Source organism: Granulosicoccus antarcticus IMCC3135 (genome assembly GCF_002215215.1).
GTDB lineage: Bacteria > Pseudomonadota > Gammaproteobacteria > Granulosicoccales > Granulosicoccaceae > Granulosicoccus > Granulosicoccus antarcticus.
Genome location: NZ_CP018632.1, coordinates 219,302 through 240,190 on the forward strand (window position 1 = coordinate 219,302; position 20,889 = coordinate 240,190).

A 20,889-nucleotide genomic window follows, 5' to 3' on the forward strand; every position below is an offset into this window, starting at 1 on the left:
AACAAGAACATCCTATGAGGTGTATACGGAAGGCCGCCCGCAGAAGGGGAGTCAGCACAAGATCCGGAACGTCGGCCGGACGAAGCCAGATAATCTGATGGCCACAGTAAATGATGCAGTTGTGCGGGGAAAGTTCATGTTCATATCTGACATTGTATACCGCACACTGGCCACTCAACTGATCCATAAGGCCGTCTACGAAAAGAACGAAGCTGGAAAGGTGTTGGTCTCCGGACCATGTCGGCAAGCTTTGCTGACGGCACTTTTGAGATTGGTACGACGGCTTCAGTCGTTCCACCGAAATCACTAAACATGCCATCAAGGCTAACTTACTTACACGGAATCCGGAAGACACTGATGATTTTCTTAGTACCGTTTGTTGTCTAGAAATCCAAGTTCGTTCTTGAAGTGCAGTTCTCTCTTTCGGGCGAATGCCTTTACAGCGTACAACTCAGATCTGGCGATCATTCTTCCTTCGATGTAAGCATATTCAGTATCCAACAGATCCTTGTGAACTTTAAAAGTAAGCGTTTCACTATCAAGCTGTATTAGATGCCGATCAAAAAGCTTATGTACATCGCTTCTTAACACAATACCGTTATTTGAATCACTGGTCTCACCTCCGTAATAAGGAAAGATGTGCGCGGCCTCCAAGATCTCGATTATCTTGCAATGTGTTAACTCGCACCAAGGTCCATGCTTTCTCAGCAATAACTTCCTAAATTCGCTTTGTCCCTCTCGTGCAACGACAGAACGAACGTTATGCTTATAAGACGACGGAGTGAATATACCGCTCACGTCATTATCTATGGCATCGGCATCAATATATCCATCCTGCACAAGCAAACCAATGTATTTATCGATAGCTTGCAGCACAGGATCCACTCCAGCGCGTACGCGTCGCAATCCAAAAACTGCCGCCAGCTCGTCACTGTCTAGAACAGCGGAATCTCTCCAAAGATCACGTAATACTTCATTTGTGATGAGACTAGGATTTGTATATATTCTAGTTACTAAATCATCATTTATTTCTACTTTATATTTTTCCCTCGATAAAGATTCTTCGTTAGCGCTGTATTTTTTGGCATCGACGCCAGACTCTATATTATTGATATCGCCATTATTTGATTGCTCAGTCTCTACAATAGCTGATATCGAACCCATCACGTTACTCAAGGGCAATTTATACTTATCAAACAAAGACTTGTTAGCCTGCGCCTGAGTATCACCAACAGCACTATAGAGAATTATTCCATTATCATCCATCGCTTCTGATAGCCAGTGTCCATACTCCTCATCATACATGGATTTAAATACCAAGCTTACTGGCTTGTCATGCTTTTGACCACGCTTTACAATTTCCGAGGCATTCGGAAACAGTGATTTTTTTTCTAAGATCTCTCTTTTTTTTATGATTGATCTCTTTCTATTTTCACTCATTTCTTGGTTTTTAAAATCTGACCAATGACCATCAATACGAAATGTCACCTCGGATCTAGCTTTAATTTCATGGTTACCATGTAATTTTACTGACCCCGCGGACCAACGGTTAACCGCCCGAACGAAGGCTTTGTGATTCTGCCTAGGCCATTGGCTAATAGCACGTGAGAGGTTCTGTACCGATTCGCATAATTGAAGCTTCGATGAGGCACTTTCAAGCTCTATAAGCCAACGCTGCACGATTTCCTCACCATCACTGGAAGTAAATCCCCAGCTAAGATTATTATTTTTAGTCAGAACTTTTGCGGCATGCCTCGCGTCCAAAACTGACCTGAAATAGTTTGTATTCCACTTTCCTACATAAATACTTTCTTTGTACCCAAGAACATATCTATCAGCGTTTCCACGGCACCTTCCCGCTATACAAAATGATGAGCCTGCACTGGCGAAGCACAATTCTGATGTAGACACTCTGTCTAACAGTAATTCTAATTCACTGGCCATAGTTATTGAAAATCATATATTTTCTTATATTACTCGTGAGTGGAGAGTTCTCAGGCATTTTCAGCTCTGCCATGCTCGTCCTCAATCTAGTCTTGCACTGATTGATCGAAGTCATGCATTTCTTCTTGCGAGCAATTCCCAGGGCCTCCGCATTCCTCCATCCACGATATCAGAAAACCTTGTATTTCTTCAATCGGGTACTGCGGATGAAGCTTGTGAAGATGCTCGATTGACTGGCGAAGCGTCAGCGATCGAATAGCTTTTTTGCTTCGGCGCCAAATGAGTTCTCGCGTCCTGTCCTTGATTCGCACCTTGTCCAGGCTGTCTCCGATTACATCCTCCATGTCGGCCCAGGCTTTTTCTTCACCAACCCAATGGATTCATCTCGCTAGAGGCAGGAGCTTCCTGTGTATGATTCTGCTCTGCTGCAGGTTTTATCAGTCTGATCAACGATTGCAGCAGAGTCATGTTTGCTCTCCGGTAAGTGCTGATAGCGTTGTTGTCTTCAGCCAACTCGACAATTGTGTACTACATACCCAGCAGACTTTGTCTAACAAAGGCTGTCGAGCATATCTCTCATCTGGTTACATTGGTATCAAGCCGCTCAGGCCTGCTTTCTCTCGTTATCTTATCGTTGTTGGCGTTGCCGGTATGTGTATTCGTCAAGACAATCTTGGCGTCACCAGTCTTGCGCTGCGAATCGCCGAGTATGAAAGTTTACTGTGCAACATGCATAGCCCGGGCATCTGCCTGTCAAGGTTGACTCATTGCTGGGTCCGCTGCGTGTTCCAGCTCTTCGGATCTCGTATAGAAAGGGTCAATGATCGGGTGGTGCTCATTGCCGATGGCAAGAAGATCGCCAAACAGGGGCGAAAGATGCCAGTTGTGAAGTGTTTGCACCAGGAGTCTGATAATCACAGTAAACCCGAATTTATCATGGATCATTCAACGCAAGCGGTGTCTCTGCTGGTAAGCGCGATCAATAGTGCATTTGCCGTGCCGCTGGATATCAAAATTCACGAGGGGTTGGTGTTCTCCAATCGAAGCAAGCAGACCTTGCTCGACAAACTTATCGGGCTGATCGGCACGTTCGATTTACCAGAGCACTATTATCTCGTAACCAATGCCCTACTACGCCAGTGGCGCGACGGTGAACAGCATGCTCGATACGGGCAGAACTGCGTAACACGGCCTGGCAGCACCAAAGAGAAGTTTATGAGTTGTTGTTCTCAGCAGCGGTGAGCACATGCCGTGACTTTGCCCTGCGTGACAAGTAGTTGCAGGGCGAAATCGAACAAACCGCCGTGCTCCACACTTGGTCGGCCACACACACAGACCCGCCGACTCGACTATCATCCGCACGTACATGTGATCATTCCCGCGGGAGCTATCGACGAGAAAAGGCGGTGTTGGCGAGAGAAGCGGGGCAAGTTTCTCTTCGTGCAAAAGGCTCTGGCCAAGGTTTTTCGAGCCAAGTTACTCAAAGGGCTCTCGGAGCAGGCATTGCTACCAGGGAAGAAGCTGGCTACTGAGTGGATCGTTGCTTGTCGCCCTGTCGGCTCTGGGCTGTCTGCCTTGAAGTATCTTTCGCGATACTTGTATAAAGGGGTGATCGGAGAGAAGCAACTAATCAGTGACAATGGCCAGCGGGTAACCTTCTCATGCCGCAAGGGAGGGGCAGGAAAAAGATGTACCCCTACTGTTCAAGGACCAAGCTTCATCTGGTTAATCCTTCAACACGGGTTGCCATGAGGCTTTCGGCGAGTGCGGGACTAGGGCTTCCTGCACGGCATTGCCAAACGACACGGAATACTCTTGCAGTGACTACTGAAAGTTGCCATTCCTATCGCGAGGTATGCAACTCGAAACAAAACCGTGCTGAAGTGCAACGTGTGCCGTAAGAGCTCGACTTTTAGTGGGTATAGAAAATAGCCGCTTCTTGGTTATGGTTAACGATATTCGAGTAAACATATAAGGCAAACCAACACGGCGGGTAACAGTGCTTCTATTCGATCGCATATACGCCGACAATTCACCTGTGAGGCCGTTGCTCGCGCCGCAAACCGCCCAGCTGAATGGCTCTGAGCGATCAGGACAATACATCTGCATTATAAAAGAGCGATTCGTGAGCCGACATCGGACCCGTTCAACCCGGGATAAAGTCGCGGCTATGCGCTATTTATCCTTTTCGTTATCAAGCATAGATGAGCACTTTTGCTACTAAAGTGCTCAAGGAATGACTACCTAAGAGCGAACATCTACCCATTTACTCCGCCCAGCCGTTTGTATACGGTGAAGGCGCCATCAATTAGACTTGACTTCGGATTGAGCCTGCAGTGCGAATCGATTTCGGTTTCGATTTGTCCCGGTTTAATCGACAACATGTTTTTCTGAAAACTGTTTGAGCCGTCGTGCTGTGATTGCGCAGACAAATATCCGTCTATCCAGAATTTCATCGCTCTTTTTTCTTCAATGTTCGCAGTTGCAAACAAGCTACAAGTAACGAAGCCCAAGCTCAAAGCGGCCGCCTCCTGAGCGTTTCCCACTCCAGAGACACTGAATGCTAGCACTGCAACTTTTAAAATACTTTCAATTTTCATTGTTCAATTCTTTACGTGCATGAAATAGGCTGGCGGACCTTTATCCTTGTAGTTGCTTTTATTATTTCTTCGTAGGTTCGCCATGATTTTATATTTTGAACTGATAGGCAATAAAAACTTGCTCTTATTATAAGCGTTATTTACGAGTGAGAAATGGGCAACAAACATTTTTACTTCTTTAAGGCTACTGTTGGCTTTGGTATCTTTCGATCATGATTAAATTTTGCATTGTAAACCGAACAGCCGCAATATACTAAACTTGAGGTCGACACGCTGAAGCAGTAGCGCAGGCGTGGCAGGGTCAAGTTACAGCCTCATTGCTTTGTGTACGCCCAGCATGGGCATGAACTAATGAGGTGAAAGTCCTCTGTAGGAAGATCACCATCCCGTGATTCCAGCTATGGAGTCATTAGATGATAACTACTAGCGAATGGCAAGGGCCAATCCGTGAGGAACGGTCTGAAGGGAGCCGCTAGCAAACCTGTGAGCTGATGAACAAGAACATCATATGAGGCGTAGGCAGAAGGCGAGTCAGCACAAGATGACGAAGCCAGGTGATCTGATGGCCACCGTAAATGATGCAGTTGTGCAGGGAAAGTTCATGTTCTTATCTGGGGAGATCTGTTTGACGTGCGATCGGCCCTTTTCCAGTGAGGCGCTGGATGACCAAGCCTTGGCTCTTTGGACTCCATCAGCCAAAGAGAGCGAATCGATGGACACCGATAGCGCCGATGCGGGCAACCGCACTGGTGATCAAACAGAAGTCAGCAGACGGCATAGTAGCCAAACGCTCACCGTAATGGGTGAGACACGGTGAAGACGGAAGGCCGCCCCGCCTGAACATAGTGAATAAAGGAGGAGCCCTGACAGACTTGAGCACACGAACACCGTCCGGTGATGGCGTGACTCAGCGTCCTGTCACGAAGCCAGCCTTTGGTGACGATCTACTTGAACGCATTCTGGACTCTGATAATCTACGCAGAGCCTGGAACCGTGTTCGAGCCAATAAGGGAGCTGCAGGTGTCGATGGCATGTCCATTGATGAGTTTCCTGGCTGGGCAAAAGCCGGGCACTGGAAACGTGTTGTCAACGAACTGGAAACAGGTCGTTACCAGCCCTCTCCGGTCCGACGGGTTGAGATCGACAAGCCTGACGGCAGTAAGCGCCCGCTAGGTATTCCGACGGTCCACGCGAACTACACCTGATACCAATTCCAGTTTGGGATGTGTCACGGTAACTCATCCCTTCCATCCATTGACCCAGCAACGTTTTGATGTCCTGAAGCGCCGTCGCGTATCGGGCGTGGAGACGTTGATTATTCGTCACCCTGAGCGCGGCACTCTGGCCGTTGCGCAAGAGTGGACAGACTGGGAGCCGCTAAGCGAATTAGCCTCACCGGGTGTGATCCTGGAGTTTGATTCGCTGCTGACTCTTGCCACGCTGGTACGTCAACTGACCGAGTCCGACGGAGTTGACGAATGATTTCATGTAGACTATTATCTGGGCAGTCATATACGTGGTCCGACAACTATGCAGGATATTTCGACCACTCAACTCAGGCGCCGGCGCAAGCAACTGTTACGCAAAATCCCACCGTTGGATACTGTTCTACGTGGCTCGCTGATCGAACGCTACAAACGTTGCGGCAAACCAAACTGCAAGTGCGCTACTGGCCAGGGACACGGCCCGAAGTACTACTTGTCGATCAGCCGCACGGGGGCACGCCCCGCCATGGATTACGTCCCACAAGACACTCAGCCGCAAGTGGCCGAGTATCTTGCCAACTATCGCGAGATCCGCGACAGGCTCGATCAATTGTGCGCGATCAATCAGGAGTTGTTGCGCCGTCGGGAACGGTTTTAGGTGCTGGCGGTGAGTGCCTCATCTACCACGCTCACCGCCACCTTCGATACCACTGCCGCCGCAACACTGATGGCCAACATGCTAGAGGCCTGGTTGCGCGAGCCCATCGATTCCTGCCGCCCTGTGGAGGAGTGTACCGATGAGCACGAAGTTGACAGAACAGCATCTTCAGCGACAGGCGTACGTGTACGTGCGTCAATCGACGATGGGCCAAGTGAGATGGCATCAGGAGAGCACGGAGCGCCAGTATGCTCTGCGCGACAAAGCGATTGGAATGGGTTGGACGACAGAACAGATAGTGACACTGGACGGGGATCTGGGTGTGTCGGGAGCACAGACCACAGGTCGCAACGATTTCAAACGACTGGTGGCGGATGTGTCAATGGGGGACGTGGGAGCGGTGTTCGCTCTGGAGGCGTCGCGGTTGGCCCGCTCAAGTCTGGAGTGGCATCGATTGATCGAACTGTGTGCAATGACGCAGACGGCGGTTATCGACGAAGACGGTTGCTACGACCCGGGAGATTTCAACGATGCGTTGTTACTGGGGATGAAGGGAACGTTGGCACAGGCAGAATTGCATTTTCTGCGCGCGCGCCTCCAGGGTGGCAAACTGAACAAGGCCAGAAAGGGTGAGTTGAGGTTTCCGTTGCCGGTGGGTTTGTGCTTTGACGATCAGGATCGAACGGTACTCGACCCAGATGATGAGGTGCGAGGCGCGGTACACATGGTGTTCTCGTTGTTCAACGAGGTTGGTACTGCCTATGGCGTGGTCCATCGTTTTGGTGACAAGGGGTTAAAATTCCCCAAGCGTTCATACGGCGGCGCATGGGACGGCAAGCTGATCTGGGGGCCGCTGTGTGAGTCTCGCGTCCTATCAATTCTATCGAACCCCACTTATGCTGGTGCCTACGTATACGGACGCTATCAGTCCAAAAAGCAGGTTGATGCCAATGGTGAGATTCAAACCCGGTCCTGCGAAGTACCCATGGAGTCATGGCGCGTCAATTTACGCGATCATCATGAGGGCTATGTTAGCTGGGATGAATACCTGCAGAATCGAGAGCGATTGGATAGGAATCGAACCAACAGTGAGCAGACATTGTTGAGCGGTGCGGCACGAGAAGGCCTGGCTATGCTGCAGGGCTTGCTACTGTGTGGTTGTTGCGGCCGTAAACTCACCGTTCGCTACAAAGGCAACGGCGGCATCTATCCGCTCTATGAATGCAACTGGCGCCGACGAGAAGGTGTTGCAACAAAGTCTTGTATGTTTGTTCAGGCAAACGTTCTGGACCCGGTGGTCTGTGAAGCGGTGTTGGCAGCGATGATTCCTGCACAAGTGGAACTGGCTGTGGAATCGGTGCGTCAACTGCAAGAGCGCGACCAGTCGGTGGGGCAACAATGGCAGCGAAGAATCGAACGTGCTGGCTATGAAGCACAGCTGGCACAACGGCGTTACGAGGAAGTGGACCCGTCGAACCGTCTGGTTGCATCGACGCTAGAGCAGCGCTGGAACAATGCACTGGAGGAGTTGCAAAAACTCGAAGAACAGTACGCGCAGTTCCACTCAAAAGAGGCGTGCATTGTCAGTGATGAACAGCGCCAGATGGTGTTGGCCTTAGCAAAGGATCTGCCGCGTTTATGGAATGCGAAAACAACCTCGTCTAAAGATAAAAAGCGTATGTTGAGGCTTTTGATTAAGGACATCACCGTCGAAAAACGACGGGAAGAGCGCCAAGCGATTCTGCACGTACGTTGGCAAGGTGGTGCGACGAATGACATCGTCGTGCAGCTGCCAGCGCCTATCGCTGAGCAGCTACGTTATCCAGCCGAGATGGTTGAAAAAATCAGAGCGTTAGCCTGCACGATGAGGGACAAAGACATTGTCGCTGAACTCAATGCACAAGGACTGCGAAGCCCAAAAGGCAAGAAGTTCACGGCACCCATGATCTCGTGGGTTCGTTACCGACATCGGATTCCCTGCGCTGATCTAAAACGATCTAATGAGCTAACCGTCAACGAGGTAATGGTACGCTTCGGTATCAGCCGCAACGTCGTCTACTACTGGATAGAGTGCGATGTTGTTGAGGCTCGACAACTTGAACACGGAACGCCTTACTGGATCACGCTCACACGAAGCAAAGAAAAGGAGCTCGAAGACTGGGTGAGAAACTCAACCCGAATAGATACCCCGGTCAATCCCTAACGCCAACTGCACGAGGTGCATTATGAAACCACGGTCCCGAGTGTTTTAGATCGGATTATCCAGCAAGCTATTGCCCAGATACTAACGCCAGTGTTTGATCCAGACTTCTCTGAGAGTAGTTTTGGATTCAGACCAAGGCGCAGTGCGACACAAGCGGTTAAGCAGGTTCACTCCATCATCAAGGCGGGACGTCGCATTGCTGTGGATGTGGATTTGTCCAAGTTCTTTGATCGGGTAAATCATGATCTGCTCATGTCACTTCTCGGAAGAAAGATTCGAGATAGACGTGTGTTACGATTGATCAAACTCTACCTGAGAGCTGGAGTTATCGATAACCAGCTCTATCAAGAGAGTCGAGACGGTGTTCCTCAGGGCGGCCCACTTACTCCCCTTACAACTGTGCATAAAATGGTCTCCTTTATCTGATTTCGTCTGTGGGCCACTGCTGACACTGTGTGATGGTGTTGGATCAATACGGAATATCACCACCACTTCCTCCTTGTAGATCTCAACTCGTTTGACTAGTGCTCGGATGGTATCGCGTTTGGTGATGAAGTCCGTAGTCGATAGATTCACGTTGATGGTTTTAGCAAATTCCTCCAAGTGGTTGATAACCAGAAACAGCTCACGCTGTGCGGATTGGGACTGATCCCCTTGCTCGATTTGCTCTTCGATTTCCGTGATACGTGCCTTTATCTGTTTGATCTTGGGCTCAAAATCCTGTTGATCTATGACATCACTGGCATAGCTGTCAATCAGGCGTGACGCACCCTTTTTCAATTGTGCTTTCTGCTGTTTCAACGCCGTGATGTCGTGCCTCTCATGCTCCTTTTTCTCCAGAACATTCAAGCGCCGTTCGTACTCTTTTTTCAGCCTCTCAGGGTTCTCCAGTGCATTGATCACCTCGGCCCACACCAACTCATCCAGCGTCTGAGTTCGCACCTGGGAATTGTCACAAATTCTTTGACCACCAAAGCGATAGGCATCCGTTCCGATACAACGATAGTAGGCATATTGAAACTTTCCTTTAGCGGTTGATGGGCTGACTCTTTTGCCGTAGTAGGCGTAGTGACAATGCCCACATACCGTCAATCCTTGCAATAAATGTTTAGCCCCACGCTCTCCAACTCGTGCTCGCTTTCGGTTCTCGTCCAGTTGAGCTTGTACCGCCTCGTACAACGGCTGACTTACGATCGGCGGAACAGGAATCTCGATCCAATCCTTACGTTGCACTCGGTGCGTTGAGTGCGGCTTCTTGGGTGTCTCGGCACTGTGCTTCTGGGGTCGTACCCTCGGCATTAATGCACCGGCTTTGGTCTTTCCAAAAGCGGCTTTGCCCATGTACGCCGGATTCTGCAGCATGCTCCAGACAACACTACGATCCCAGTGGCTTTTTCCTGTTTTTGTAGGGATATTCGCTTCACCAAGACGCCGACATACCGTTCCAATACTGAATCTGTCGACCCCTATCCAGTTGAATATCTGACGTACTGTTTTCGCCTGTTCAAGATCAATCACATACTGGGCAGGTTTACCGTCGAGTTGCTTACGTGTATAGCGATAGCCGTAGGGTGCTCCAGAGAGTACGTTAACGCTGCCCACACGAGCACGGTGAAGCTTCCCTCGACGATGACGTTCGATGATCTTGGCTCTCTCGTACTCGGCAAACATCCCTTGCATCTGCAACAACATTTCCTCTTCGGGCGAGGTGCCAACCTTGTGGTTTAGAAAGTTGACGACAACGCCTGCGCTGGCAAACTCCTCCATGAGCAAAGCCTGGTGGGCATACTTGCGCGAGAGGCGATCTGGGGAATGAATATACAGGTGATCAACGGCTCCGATAGAAATAGCATCACGCAACCTCTCCAATTCCGGACGGATCAGCGTAGCGCCACTCACTCCCGCATCACTGAAAACCATGTCATCGATTAGCTGCCCGCCATCGCTGACAATCCTCTCTTTCAGCGCCTGAATCTGGCTATCGATGGTGCAATCCTTGGCCTGCTTTGGCGATGAGACTCGTGCGTAGAGTGCGCAGATGTTTTGATGGCTCATTGCGGGCTCCTGGATGGCCTCAGAATGTCAGGATCAGCTTGTTGGTCCGACTCGGCCTCATCAGTGTTGGGTGGTGTAGAGAGGCTCACAGCCACTGTGGGGCTGAATCTCTGGTAGGCCTGCTGCAAACAATCGTGGGAGAAGCGGTTGGGTTCGAACTCGACCCTAACAGTCAGCACCTGGCGTCGTTTGCGCTTGGTCATGACGTTGCCCCTGTAGTCCTGGAGATCGACGGATCAATGGCTACAAACAGCTCAATGTGCGCTTCTGTATTGCCTTTGAAATGACCGCTGAGACACGCTCTGCCAATGCGGATACCCCAGTGTACGCCGGTTTTTGCTCTTTTGTTGGTAGCGTACTTTCGCCGTTATTGTCGAATGTCATGCTTGACCCTTTAGACAAGGAACTGGAAAGACGCGGCCATCAATTTACTCGCTACGCGGACGACTTTACTATTTTAGTCAGTAGTCAGCGTGCTGGCGAACGGGTGCTACACAGCATCAGCCAATTCTTGCAAAACCGTTTGAAACTGGTTGTGAATACAACTAAAAGCCGTGTCGTTAAAGCCAAAGATTGTCAGTTCCTGGGTTTCACTTTCGGGGCTGGCAGAATTCAATGGCACGCATCGTCCTTGCACAATTTCAAACGCGAGGTACGACGTCTAACGAACCGTAACTGGGGTGTATCAATGCGCTACCAGATATTCAGGCTCAGTCAGTATCTACGTGGCTGGGTAAACTATTTTGGTATTGCCAGCTGCTATAACCAGTGTGTCGAACTCGATCATTGGATTCGACGCCGTTTACGAATGGCCTACTGGCGGCAGTGGCGTTTACCTCGTACCAAAATAGGAAAACTGCTAAAGCTGGGAGTGCAGATACAGACAGCGGTTGCGTGCGGTCGCACGAGTAAAGGACCTTGCCGTAGTTCCAAGACCCCGGGCATTCAAGAGGCGTTATCTAACGCTTACTTGAAAGCTGAAGGCTTGTTCTCATTACGCCAAGGGTGGATCTCACCTCACCATTCAGTATGAAACGCCCTGTGCGGACCCGCATGCAAGGTGTTGTGGGGAGGGCTGGCTAAACACCAGCCCTTACCCGATTATGCATTTTCCCGGTTCCAGCTAGTGTCCATCCGAAAACAGCCTGAGAGCCGCACAAACCGCCAATCCGGAACTCAGACTGCACTAAATTGGTCTCACCTATTACCGGAAGATAAGCGGTTTCGTGATTTTGGCGTGTTCCTACAAGCATGGCCCTTATTTCAGACACGACGAACCCTGAGCGTGCCCGCCCATCTGGGTAATTCAGTAAACTCAGTGGTTCAGACAGGGCGTAGTCGAGCCATCACCGTCAGGTTATGGCTGACCACCGATGACCAGACAAATGAGCGGTAGTGTTGCAGACCCTTCCAGGTACATCGGGTTAATCCGTAGGCGCGTTTCAGGCACGAAATGCCTGCTTCAATACCGGCTCGAAAGTTCTTTAACTGGCGATACACCCAGGCACTCTTTGCCATATCCGCGATACTGAGACCGCGTTTCTTGTTGAAGGCCATGTCGGTGACACCCATGGCCTTTACGGCCTCCAGGTTCGCCCCACTGGCATAGCCTCCGTCGGCGGCCACTTGTCGAGGGGGCTGATCGAACAGAGTCACGTGACGCTTAAGCATCGGCAGCAATCGATCCGTATCGGCAGGGTTGCCCTCTTCGATCACCACATCCAGGATCAAGCCGCTTTTGCCCGAACTCAGATTGAGTTTGTGCCCGTACTCGATGTCTCTGGCACCCTTGATCACGATGTCGGTATGAGCTTCAAATATACTGAATATTTTCTCTTGTGCCGGGACCTTCTCACCATTGAACACGCGTCGTTGTGTTTGATCGATTACCCTTTGAATACAGGGTTTAAAGCGTGCTACCTCCGCTTGCCAATTTGCCTTTTTGTGTATGTCTGTGCAAGAGAGGCTCACGGCCATCTCTGCCTTTTCCAGATTGGCCAACGTCACGGATGTCACCTGGATCAGATCGGCATACAGCGGTACTTTCTCCGTTATGCCTTTCGTATTGAAGATCTGATGAGCACGTCGTTTGGCCCGGCGTTGATGATTGACGAATTCGATCACCGGCTTCCCGGGCAGTTTGCCAACCGCTTTGAGTAGTCGGGTCATGACACGCACGCTATCGAACAGCAGAGAGCTGTCTGTGGGTTCGTGAATATCCGACTCGGTGACTGTGCTGTCAATGCGGATCTTTCTCGCATTCTCAACCTTCTCGAGCTGCGCTTCCTGGAGCACGCAGTGATTGATTCGCTCCCAGGTCTCGGGTGTGATCCGACTGATCGTATCCTGGAGAGCGGACTTCTTCGGAAACCAGCCCATGGGCAAACGGGCAAAGGCCTGGAAGGAGGCTGAATCGCACAAATGGAACGACAACTCGTGGTAACTCAGTTGACGCATCTGCTTGAGCAAGGCGCATCGCACGACACACTCAACGGGTAGTCCGACACGCCCCGTTTTCTGCACAGCCTTCACCCGTAAATCGGCTGCAATCCAGTCCAGAACCTCAACGTGTCGATCCAGAAACGCTGAAATGGCCTTCAACTCAAGGCCGATCTCGTGTTCGCTGAATGATTCGAATATACTGGTGTTGACAGTGCGCTGAATTCGCATTGTTACCTCCGGTGGTTTTTGTGATTCCTTGTAAATCAGTCGCTTGATGCACAAGGTAGCAAAAATCACCGGAACTTATTACCCAGAAATTCCCGAATTCGGATTTGATTTCAATCGTTTAGCGTTTTCGGACGGACACCAGCTAGATTCTGGGTGCAGGCGTATTAACTCTTCTTCTATGCAATTTTTCAAGCTTTGTGGCTCAATCTCTGCCCATGCGATTTTGACGCTGCCACCACCCTGAACATGATCTATAATCCTGCTTAGTTTTGCTCCAGTTTTTTCATGCTTTTTTATTAGGTGATTGCGAATCCGCGATCTCGGTAGATTCCTGGTTGTTTTTCCAATATAGCAAATCGTGAATTCGTCAGAATTGATGTCACGAATAAATATTGCGTATATGTTTGCCCTACCTGAAACGGACTCTAGTAGAGTAGCATTTTCTTCTTGTAAAGCTATAGAGTTCCAAAGTGCAATATTCGATGATGCGTATGCAACCGGTCTTTGGTTATTCTCATTGAAGAGATGATCATTAACTTCTCGTACAAATGCAATCAATTCATCGGTCTTATCAAATTCCATACAAATTCTCTCAAATAATTTACCTATATTTCTGCGAGTTTGATGATGCATGTTCGAAGCGGAAGATAAGAAAGTGAGCATCTAATTTTCGACTGCAGTTTATTTCGATTCTTCATCATCAAATAGAACAGGTATATAGCCATCGTGAATATTGGAATTAGAAAACCCCACATTTGGACTCATTTTCTGCAAACCGTTGTCACCCTTGAACAGCAAGCTCAAAGACATATGACCTTGGTTTAAGTAACCTCGAGCAATATCTTTTGGTAATAATTTTACAATACCTCTGACCTTCGATTGCTTCATTATTGACAGATTGGTAAAGGTCGAATCTCCACCAAAACTTATCACCTCGAAAGCGGCACTTTGATACCTGCCACCTCCCGGAAACCAGTAAAACACGTCACCTCTACCGTAGAGTAGAATTTCATTATCTGTATAATTCTGAAACTCTACAATTAATGATACTTCGCTATCGTCTGCGCGAGAGGGGAAATCTTTAAAATGATGATGAACCTTTTCTATTAGATAAAACCCGAAAGACAATAGACCTACAAAAGTGCCTATAGCTGTCAACTTGCTAGGTAAAGACCATGACTTCCATTGTTTTCTAGTCGGTATCAATATTTTTTCCTGTTACTTAATATAAGGCATAACGACAAGAGGCATAACATCGCATTCACCTGCAATTGACATTCCCCGAACAGAGCGTCAGCGTCGGGAGGGCAATGTCAAATGACAGGTGCAATGTACTGTTCGATTTACTTATGGTCTTACTTCGCAGCGGCATGGGCTGTTCTGACTTCGCAAATTCAGTGCGGCTAGTTTTCAGGGTCGCGCGTCTTGGCGGTGGGTATTTGGTTGGCTACTGGTTTTTCTCTAGATGCTTTAAAATGACACTGTTAGATGCCTTGCGAATAACAACATTTTCTGAGCTTTGTTCTATCTCTATGAATCCTGATCTCGCAGGATTTCTGTGTAGAGTGGAAAGGCGTTCTAACTGCATATCCTTATATCTCGACGGTAGAGATGAAATTATTCTCTCATCTAAGTCAAAATATCCTGCAAGTTTTCTTGCTGCAGTTTGAGCATCAATTAGCGTTGCCTCCCCTTCGCTAAAACGATCTAGTTGCATTAAAACGGCATCGACTAAGTCATTGACCAAATTGGAATTCTTTCTTAGTTCCTTTTTTACTTCGCGTGATATTTTTCGAAAATCTTTTTCATTCATGCCTACGTTGCTTGGGCGTTCTTCACTTAAAAGCGGGAATCTCACTTTCCCTTGCTTGTTGTGAACGGTTTTCTCAAGATGCACATTTTTCCAATGCACACCTTGCCCATCTCCTGCTTGATGAGTATCGAAGGAAATATTTTGTCCATTTATTAGTTTTCTTAACTTTGCCAATTTGATTCCTTTGTTCTATCAACATTTCACGACGAATTATCTGCCTGCATCTTAAATTCAAAAATTGCATAGAGTCAATGTATCCGCCGTTTGCTGGGAGCTGCGGTACAAATACTGATCGTACTCATCAGTGAGGGCCGTAAATGATCAGTCGAATTTTGTGCGAACGGATCACTTATCGCATTGACCTTGGCTGTAACGAAGTTTCCTAGCAAATCGAACAGCCGCAATAAGGTGAACTTGAGGCTGACGCGGCGAAGCGGCAGCGCAGACGTGGCTGGGTCAAGTTTCAGCTTCATTGCTTTGTGTACGCCCAGCATGGGCATGAACTAATGAGGTGAAAGTCCTCTGTAGGAAGATCACCATCTAGTGATTCCAGCTATGGAGCCATTAGATGATAACTACTAGCGAATGGCAAGGGCCAATCCGTGAGGAACGGTCTGAAGGAAGCCGCTAGCAAACCTGTGAGCTGATGAACAAGAACATCATATGAGGCGTAGGCAGAAGGCGAGTCAGCACAAGATGACGAAGCCAGGTGATCTGATGGCCACCGTAAATGATGCAGTTGTGCAGGGAAAGTTCATGTTCTTATCTGGGGAGATCTGTTTGACGTGCGATCGGCCTTTTTCCAGTGAGGCGCTGGATGACCAAGCCTTGGCTCTTTGGACTCCATCAGCCAAAGAGAGCGAATCGATGAACACCGATAGCGCCGATGCGGGCAACCGCACTGGTGATCAGACAGAAGTCAGCAGACGGCATAGTAGCCAAACGCTCACCGTAATGGGTGAGACACGGTGAAGGCCCGAACATAATGAATAAAGGAGGAGCCTTGACAGACTTGAGCACACGAACACCGTCCGGTGATGGCGTGACTCAGCGTCTTGTCACGAAGCCAGCCTTTGGTGACGATCTACTTGAACGCATTCTGGACTCTGATAATCTACGCAGAGCTTGGAACCGTGTTCGAGCCAATAAGGGAGCTGCAGGTGTCGATGGCATGTCCATTGATGAGTTTCCTGACTGGGCAAGTGCGGGGCACTGGAAACGTGTTGTCAACGAACTGGAAACAGGTCGTTACCAGCCCTCTCCAGTCCGACGGGTTGAGATCGACAAGCCTGATGGCAGTAAGCGCCCGCTAGGTATTCCGTGCGTTTTAGATCGGATTATCCAGCAAGCTATTGCCCAGATACTAACGCCAGTGTTTGATCCAGACTTCTCTGAGAGTAGTTTTGGATTCAGACCAAGGCGTAGTGCAAAACAAGCGGTTAAGCAGGTTCACTCCATCATCAAGGCGGGACGTCGCATTGCTGTGGATGTGGATTTGTCCAAGTTCTTTGATCGGGTAAATCAGGATCTGCTCATGTCACTTCTCGGCAGAAAGATTCGAGACAAGCGTGTGCTACGATTGATCAAACGTTACCTGAGAGCTGGGGTTATCGATAACCAGCTTTATCAAGAGAGTCGAGACGGTGTACCTCAGGGCGGCCCACTTTCGCCGTTATTGTCGAATATCATGCTTGACCCTTTAGACAAGGAGCTGGAAAGACGCGGCCATCAATTTTCTCGCTACGCGGACGACTTTACTATTTTAGTCAGTAGTCAGCGTGCTGGCGAACGGGTGCTACACAGCATCAGCCAATTCTTGCAAAACCGTTTGAAACTGGTTGTGAATACAACTAAAAGCCGTGTCGTTAAAGCCAAAGATTGTCAGTTCCTGGGTTTCACTTTCGGGTCTGGCAGAATTCAATGGCACGCGTCGTCCTTGCACAATTTCAAACGTGAGGTACGACGTTTAACGAACCGCAACTGGGGTGTATCCATGCGCTACCAGATATTCAGGCTCAGCCAGTACTTACGTGGCTGGGTAAACTATTTTGGCATTGCCAACTGCTATAACCAGTGTGTCGAACTCGATCATTGGATACGACGCCGTTTACGAATGGCCTACTGGCGGCAGTGGCGTTTACCTCGTACCAAAATAGGAAAACTGTTAAAGCTGGGAGTTAAGATACAGACAGCGGTTGCGTGCGGTCGCACGAGTAAAGGACCTTGCCGTAGTTCCAAGACCCCGGGCATTCAACAGGCGTTATCTAACGCCTACTTGAAAGCTGAAGGTTTGTTCTCATTACGCCAAGGGTGGATCTCACTTCACCATTCAGTATGAAACGCCCTGTGCGGACCCGCATGCAGGGTGTTGTGGGGAGGGCTGGCTAAACACCAGCCCTTACCCGATTCGGTATGCGTTTAAAATTGACATGTCCGTCGTGACTCGCGCTCCGTTGCTAATGTTAGTATGTCAAGACTAATCAAAATAGTGTCTACTGCCAGCGAGCATACGGCGTAAAATTATATCCAATTGCAATAAAGAAAATAGAAATTTCTCAACAACTGCGTTAGCTCTCTATTCGCACTGCGATCTGCTGCGTTTCCATATGTTATTTATTGGCAATTTGAAAATTCTCTCCCAACATCATCTTCATACTTAGTCAGCAATTTCATAAACAAAATGGATTTCGTGTAGTCCAACGCGATTTTTTCTTCTTGTATGTATGCAGTTAAAAAACAATTCGTAATCTGATTAAGCATAATTGCCGTGGCATGTGCTGGCAAAGTCATTCCTGAATTTGATTGGCCAATCAAAAGTAAATCTTCTTTCGCTTCCTCCATACCCAGTAGTGTTTTCATTTCACTGTAATCAGCGTGGATATTTCTACTCGCTAGTTTGTAATAGTGAGACCATCCATCTAAATTTACATGCCCTCTTAATTTTTCCAGCTTTGAATACCCAGTAAACTTGCGAGCCCAGTGCCAGTGAATTTCGCCCTCACTCAATGCTTCTTTTAGCTCTAAAGCGTCCTCTAACTCCTTATCAGTATATGGTTCAACTTCCATTTTCTCTGCAGTTTTTTGATACTCTTCAATTCCTTCTACATTTTTTATATAGCCGTGTCTAATATAATCAACTGCAGCACTCTTCCCATATTTATGAATTATCAAGCAAGTTACTGATATCTCGAATAAAGTCCGCCACCTAGCCAAAGCACCATCAGGATAACCTCCCTTTATTAAATGTATAATCTCTGATGTAATTCTGCATGCATTCGCATGGAGTCTCATGAGTACGCCAAGTAGCGGATCATTTTCTAACTCCGGGAAACTTAGATAATATTCTTGAAACCAGAAAGCGGCTTCCTGAGTCGCAATGTAATGCAACTCAAGTTTATCGAGTCCTGGCCCCCAACGTTTACAATTTCTATCTATAAACTCTTGATGCTCTTTGCGCTGGCTTAATAAGTTGTCTTTTTCTGTGTCTTTTGTTGTTTCGAAAAATATTTTCGTAGCCTCATCCAGTAATTCTTCAAATTCAATCTGACTATCTTTTTTTCAAGCCTACTTTGAGCTGCTTTCAAAATATCGTCAAACATTTTTGTTCCTATTAGTGAAAACGCGCGAGCGATCTTCTTCTTCTTCTTCTTCTTCTTCTTCTTCTTCTTCTTCTTCTTCTACACACAGATCCAGTCTCGGCGCAGACGTGAACTTCTCTGTTGCACTATATTTTTTTCAAATCAGCACGTTTTCGTAATGTGGCCGAATTGTTGAAAGTGGACCTTAGCAAACCGAACAAGTATTCGGTGGGTTCAGTTATGCACCAATACCAACGCCTCACCCGTATCAGTAAAAGCCCGCGTCACCCCATCACCAATACGAATTCAAAACCCATCCAAGTCCACTACGCCCCCACCATCCACCCCTGAAATATCGCACATACGTCACATTTCTCCAAACCCTATATCCCGTTATTTTTACCACCCCCAAATAACCCCTTCCAAGTTAAAGAAGCTCCCCCGAAGCAAACGTCCCCAAACCTAATTTCTGCCGCCCAAACCACAGTCAGCAACCAGCCTGTCAGTAAAACTCCCAGACTGGTAAAATCCAGCCACGGCTGCTTGCCGCTACTCAAAAAAGGGAGAATGATTGTGTCTACAAAGGATGTGCAAGTTGGTGTCAAGGGCAGGCCTGCCTGGTATCTACCCGCTCAAGTCTGTTTGCTGCTGGTCTTGGCTTTTTCCTTGTCCAGTTGCCAGACCATTACTCGTATCAGTTGCAACCAGAAGAACTGGACCAAGGCCGGTCAGAAGGACGGTAAGGCAGGCAAGGTGTCTGAGGTGAGCTTTCAGGAGCATTTCGATAAATGCTCTGCAGCAGGCTCCGATGCCGACGAGGCTGCTTACATGACCGGCTATCGCTCAGGGCTGGGTAACTTCTGCACGCTTGATAATGGACTGGAACAAGCCACTCAGGGTTTTGAAAACAAGAACATCTGCCTGAGCGTCATGGGGCCTGATTTTGACAACGGTTTCGCGCAAGGCCTGGCCGTTCTCTGTAGTGCTTCGGGTGGCCAGCGGTTCGGTATGTCCGGGGGAACTTACAGAGGTTCCTGTCCTGCTGGAACCGAGCAGGAATTTCTCACAAGCTATCTCAACGCGATTAACTTGGCGCTGCCGCAATCCATGCAGGACATCGCAACGCTTGAGGAAAAACGCGACTCACTGGACTCCGAGATCGATCTTCTGGAAACACTGGTGAGCTATCAGGACAAGGAGCTTAAGTCTGCTGAAGCTGCTGAGAGCAAAGCCTTCAAAGATCTGGTGAAACAGCAACGCTCTACCTACAAGAGTGATTTGAGTAGTCGCCAGAGTGAAAAGTGGAAGACCGAAAGTGATCTGGACGAGGCCGAGAAAAAACGCGAGAACTTGCAGAAAATGCAGCAGCAGTGGCAGATTGAACTGGATTCCTGATTAATTCACGATCACCAAACAGGGTGCTCTTCAGGATCTGGCAACCAGCATATAGGTGCACGACGGCGGCCAGATACCTATCGGCCTTTCCACAGGCACCAGGTAGCCAGCAATGGCGAGACTCCTGAACGCATGGAATGCAGGGCATTAGGCGGATTATGGACGATGCCGCCAATGCCCGGCTCATGCCACTCACCACTGTTCTGCTGCCACTGACCCGGTGTCAGTGCCACATAAACCTCTTCAGGCAAGTGTCGATGCTCGGGGTAGGTGACACCCGGTCTCATCACACTTACGCCAATCCAGACATCATCGCGCTCTTCCAGTCCACCCTTGCCAACCAGTGTCGCATTAGCATGACCGGAAAGAAAAGGCTCACCGGTACGCTCGGCACCGGGGCGTATGAACCAGCTCAGTTGCGGTGCCAGGCTAGCCAGTGACCGAGCATGTTCGATAAGCGCTGCCAATGCGTCTGTTGCCTGTGTGCTCCCCTCTGTCGCAGGTACCGACAGATCTTCCACAAGACCATCGAGCAAACTGCAGCAGGGCTGGATCACCGGTTCCGGACTCATCCTTTGCCCGGGTGTGGCCTGCATGGCATCCACAATGCGCTGCACGGTCAGGCGGGCAGGGCTATGGGCTGCGCTACGATCATCAATGGCCGCCTGCAGGGTGTGCAGAAAATGTTGCAGTTCAGGATGTCGATCATGCATGAGCCGCGCCGGTGAGCAAGAGTCAATCTTTTAATACACCGGCGCATGATGCAAA

Annotated in this window: 21 protein-coding genes and 1 pseudogene; 12 read left to right on the forward strand and 10 right to left on the reverse strand. The window is 48.8% G+C overall.

What is annotated here, in order from left to right; translation table 11 throughout:
* Window positions 1–366: 366 nt before the first annotated feature.
* Window positions 367–1,944, reverse strand: a complete 1,578-nt coding sequence (locus IMCC3135_RS01000) for an HNH endonuclease (RefSeq protein ID WP_088915877.1) — start codon at window positions 1,942–1,944, stop codon at window positions 367–369.
* A 546-nt stretch (window positions 1,945–2,490) separates the two neighbouring features.
* Here IMCC3135_RS01000 and IMCC3135_RS01010 point away from each other — a divergent pair.
* Together IMCC3135_RS01010 and IMCC3135_RS35370 are read left to right on the forward strand one after the other, a co-directional pair.
* Window positions 2,491–3,186, forward strand: coding sequence for a hypothetical protein (locus tag IMCC3135_RS01010; protein ID WP_157735684.1), 696 nt, complete (start codon window positions 2,491–2,493; stop codon window positions 3,184–3,186).
* Between the two features lie 24 nt (window positions 3,187–3,210).
* Window positions 3,211–3,696 (forward strand): IS91 family transposase, encoded by a 486-nt coding sequence (locus IMCC3135_RS35370; protein WP_418251430.1) that lies wholly within the window; start codon window positions 3,211–3,213, stop codon window positions 3,694–3,696.
* Between the two features lie 506 nt (window positions 3,697–4,202).
* On the opposite strand, the gene IMCC3135_RS01020 is transcribed toward IMCC3135_RS35370, so the two are convergent.
* Window positions 4,203–4,544, reverse strand: coding sequence for an HdeA/HdeB family chaperone (locus IMCC3135_RS01020; protein ID WP_088915881.1), 342 nt, complete (start codon window positions 4,542–4,544; stop codon window positions 4,203–4,205).
* A gap of 601 nt (window positions 4,545–5,145) precedes the next feature.
* Here IMCC3135_RS01020 and IMCC3135_RS34605 point away from each other — a divergent pair.
* The 6 genes from IMCC3135_RS34605 (at window position 5,146) to IMCC3135_RS34915 (ending at window position 9,036) form a co-directional block, all read left to right on the forward strand.
* Complete coding sequence (locus IMCC3135_RS34605; RefSeq protein WP_205737855.1) at window positions 5,146–5,361, forward strand: hypothetical protein; 216 nt, start codon at window positions 5,146–5,148, stop codon at window positions 5,359–5,361.
* Between the two features lie 55 nt (window positions 5,362–5,416).
* The gene (locus IMCC3135_RS01030; RefSeq protein WP_157735686.1) at window positions 5,417–5,749 is read left to right on the forward strand and encodes a reverse transcriptase family protein; all 333 of its coding nucleotides are present in this window, start codon (window positions 5,417–5,419) and stop codon (window positions 5,747–5,749) included.
* Between the two features lie 13 nt (window positions 5,750–5,762).
* On the forward strand, window positions 5,763–6,026 hold the full coding sequence (locus IMCC3135_RS01035; protein ID WP_088915883.1) for a DUF5372 family protein: 264 nt from the start codon (window positions 5,763–5,765) through the stop codon (window positions 6,024–6,026).
* A 48-nt stretch (window positions 6,027–6,074) separates the two neighbouring features.
* The gene (locus IMCC3135_RS01040; protein ID WP_088915884.1) at window positions 6,075–6,407 is read left to right on the forward strand and encodes a DUF6788 family protein; all 333 of its coding nucleotides are present in this window, start codon (window positions 6,075–6,077) and stop codon (window positions 6,405–6,407) included.
* 139 nt (window positions 6,408–6,546) lie between these two features.
* The gene (locus IMCC3135_RS01045; protein ID WP_088915885.1) at window positions 6,547–8,610 is read left to right on the forward strand and encodes a recombinase family protein; all 2,064 of its coding nucleotides are present in this window, start codon (window positions 6,547–6,549) and stop codon (window positions 8,608–8,610) included.
* A 90-nt stretch (window positions 8,611–8,700) separates the two neighbouring features.
* Window positions 8,701–9,036 carry a reverse transcriptase domain-containing protein gene (locus IMCC3135_RS34915; RefSeq protein ID WP_236994803.1) on the forward strand — a complete coding sequence of 112 codons (336 nt, stop codon included), beginning with the start codon at window positions 8,701–8,703 and terminating at the stop codon, window positions 9,034–9,036.
* Window positions 9,037–9,522: 486 nt separating this feature from the next.
* On the opposite strand, the pseudogene IMCC3135_RS34920 reads toward IMCC3135_RS34915, so the two are convergent.
* Window positions 9,523–10,665: pseudogene (locus tag IMCC3135_RS34920) on the reverse strand (recombinase family protein); the annotation flags it as partial.
* Window positions 10,662–10,868 carry a hypothetical protein gene (locus IMCC3135_RS01060; protein WP_088915888.1) on the reverse strand — a complete coding sequence of 69 codons (207 nt, stop codon included), beginning with the start codon at window positions 10,866–10,868 and terminating at the stop codon, window positions 10,662–10,664. The gene IMCC3135_RS01060 and the pseudogene IMCC3135_RS34920, both read right to left, overlap by 4 nt.
* A gap of 80 nt (window positions 10,869–10,948) precedes the next feature.
* Between IMCC3135_RS01060 and IMCC3135_RS01065 the strand changes: the two genes are divergently transcribed.
* Complete coding sequence (locus IMCC3135_RS01065; RefSeq protein WP_088915889.1) at window positions 10,949–11,698, forward strand: group II intron maturase-specific domain-containing protein; 750 nt, start codon at window positions 10,949–10,951, stop codon at window positions 11,696–11,698.
* 290 nt (window positions 11,699–11,988) lie between these two features.
* Here IMCC3135_RS01065 and IMCC3135_RS01070 read toward each other — a convergent pair whose 3' ends face one another.
* From IMCC3135_RS01070 to IMCC3135_RS01085, 4 genes are all read right to left on the reverse strand, one after another.
* Window positions 11,989–13,335, reverse strand: coding sequence for an ISNCY family transposase (locus IMCC3135_RS01070; RefSeq protein WP_088921623.1), 1,347 nt, complete (start codon window positions 13,333–13,335; stop codon window positions 11,989–11,991).
* A 78-nt stretch (window positions 13,336–13,413) separates the two neighbouring features.
* Window positions 13,414–13,917, reverse strand: coding sequence for a GIY-YIG nuclease family protein (locus tag IMCC3135_RS01075; RefSeq protein ID WP_088915890.1), 504 nt, complete (start codon window positions 13,915–13,917; stop codon window positions 13,414–13,416).
* A gap of 99 nt (window positions 13,918–14,016) precedes the next feature.
* Entirely contained in the window at window positions 14,017–14,541 is a 525-nt protein-coding gene (locus tag IMCC3135_RS01080) for a hypothetical protein (protein WP_157735687.1), read from the reverse strand.
* A 241-nt stretch (window positions 14,542–14,782) separates the two neighbouring features.
* Complete coding sequence (locus IMCC3135_RS01085) at window positions 14,783–15,322, reverse strand: hypothetical protein (protein WP_088915892.1); 540 nt, start codon at window positions 15,320–15,322, stop codon at window positions 14,783–14,785.
* A gap of 582 nt (window positions 15,323–15,904) precedes the next feature.
* On the opposite strand from IMCC3135_RS01085, the gene IMCC3135_RS34610 reads away from it, so the two are divergent.
* Window positions 15,905–16,120 carry a hypothetical protein gene (locus IMCC3135_RS34610; protein WP_205737829.1) on the forward strand — a complete coding sequence of 72 codons (216 nt, stop codon included), beginning with the start codon at window positions 15,905–15,907 and terminating at the stop codon, window positions 16,118–16,120.
* A 13-nt stretch (window positions 16,121–16,133) separates the two neighbouring features.
* Window positions 16,134–17,486: a group II intron reverse transcriptase/maturase gene (gene ltrA, locus IMCC3135_RS01100; protein WP_088915895.1), complete on the forward strand. Its 1,353-nt coding sequence runs from the start codon at window positions 16,134–16,136 to the stop codon at window positions 17,484–17,486.
* 275 nt (window positions 17,487–17,761) lie between these two features.
* Here ltrA and IMCC3135_RS01105 read toward each other — a convergent pair whose 3' ends face one another.
* On the reverse strand, window positions 17,762–18,535 hold the full coding sequence (locus IMCC3135_RS01105) for a DUF5677 domain-containing protein (protein WP_088915896.1): 774 nt from the start codon (window positions 18,533–18,535) through the stop codon (window positions 17,762–17,764).
* 764 nt (window positions 18,536–19,299) lie between these two features.
* Here IMCC3135_RS01105 and IMCC3135_RS01110 point away from each other — a divergent pair.
* A complete protein-coding gene (locus IMCC3135_RS01110; RefSeq protein ID WP_157735689.1) occupies window positions 19,300–20,121 on the forward strand; it encodes a DUF2799 domain-containing protein in 822 nt (273 codons plus the stop codon).
* A gap of 77 nt (window positions 20,122–20,198) precedes the next feature.
* On the opposite strand, the gene IMCC3135_RS01115 is transcribed toward IMCC3135_RS01110, so the two are convergent.
* Window positions 20,199–20,834, reverse strand: a complete 636-nt coding sequence (locus IMCC3135_RS01115) for a dimethylsulfonioproprionate lyase family protein (RefSeq protein WP_088915898.1) — start codon at window positions 20,832–20,834, stop codon at window positions 20,199–20,201.
* Between the last annotated feature and the right edge of the window lie 55 nt (window positions 20,835–20,889).

Bases quoted from the DNA above. Each gene is read 5' to 3' on its own strand.
- ltrA (WP_088915895.1), top strand. From the start codon at position 16,134: ATGAATAAAGGAGGAGCCTTGACAGACTTGAGCACACGAACACCGTCC.
- IMCC3135_RS01115 (WP_088915898.1), bottom strand. From the start codon at position 20,834: ATGCATGATCGACATCCTGAACTGCAACATTTTCTGCACACCCTGCAG.
- IMCC3135_RS01065 (WP_088915889.1), top strand. From the start codon at position 10,949: ATGACCGCTGAGACACGCTCTGCCAATGCGGATACCCCAGTGTACGCC.
- IMCC3135_RS01000 (WP_088915877.1), bottom strand. From the start codon at position 1,944: ATGGCCAGTGAATTAGAATTACTGTTAGACAGAGTGTCTACATCAGAA.
- IMCC3135_RS01040 (WP_088915884.1), top strand. From the start codon at position 6,075: ATGCAGGATATTTCGACCACTCAACTCAGGCGCCGGCGCAAGCAACTG.
- IMCC3135_RS34605 (WP_205737855.1), top strand. From the start codon at position 5,146: ATGTTCTTATCTGGGGAGATCTGTTTGACGTGCGATCGGCCCTTTTCC.
- IMCC3135_RS01060 (WP_088915888.1), bottom strand. From the start codon at position 10,868: ATGACCAAGCGCAAACGACGCCAGGTGCTGACTGTTAGGGTCGAGTTC.
- IMCC3135_RS34610 (WP_205737829.1), top strand. From the start codon at position 15,905: ATGTTCTTATCTGGGGAGATCTGTTTGACGTGCGATCGGCCTTTTTCC.
- IMCC3135_RS01070 (WP_088921623.1), bottom strand. From the start codon at position 13,335: ATGCGAATTCAGCGCACTGTCAACACCAGTATATTCGAATCATTCAGC.
- IMCC3135_RS01020 (WP_088915881.1), bottom strand. From the start codon at position 4,544: ATGAAAATTGAAAGTATTTTAAAAGTTGCAGTGCTAGCATTCAGTGTC.
- IMCC3135_RS01045 (WP_088915885.1), top strand. From the start codon at position 6,547: ATGAGCACGAAGTTGACAGAACAGCATCTTCAGCGACAGGCGTACGTG.
- IMCC3135_RS01075 (WP_088915890.1), bottom strand. From the start codon at position 13,917: ATGGAATTTGATAAGACCGATGAATTGATTGCATTTGTACGAGAAGTT.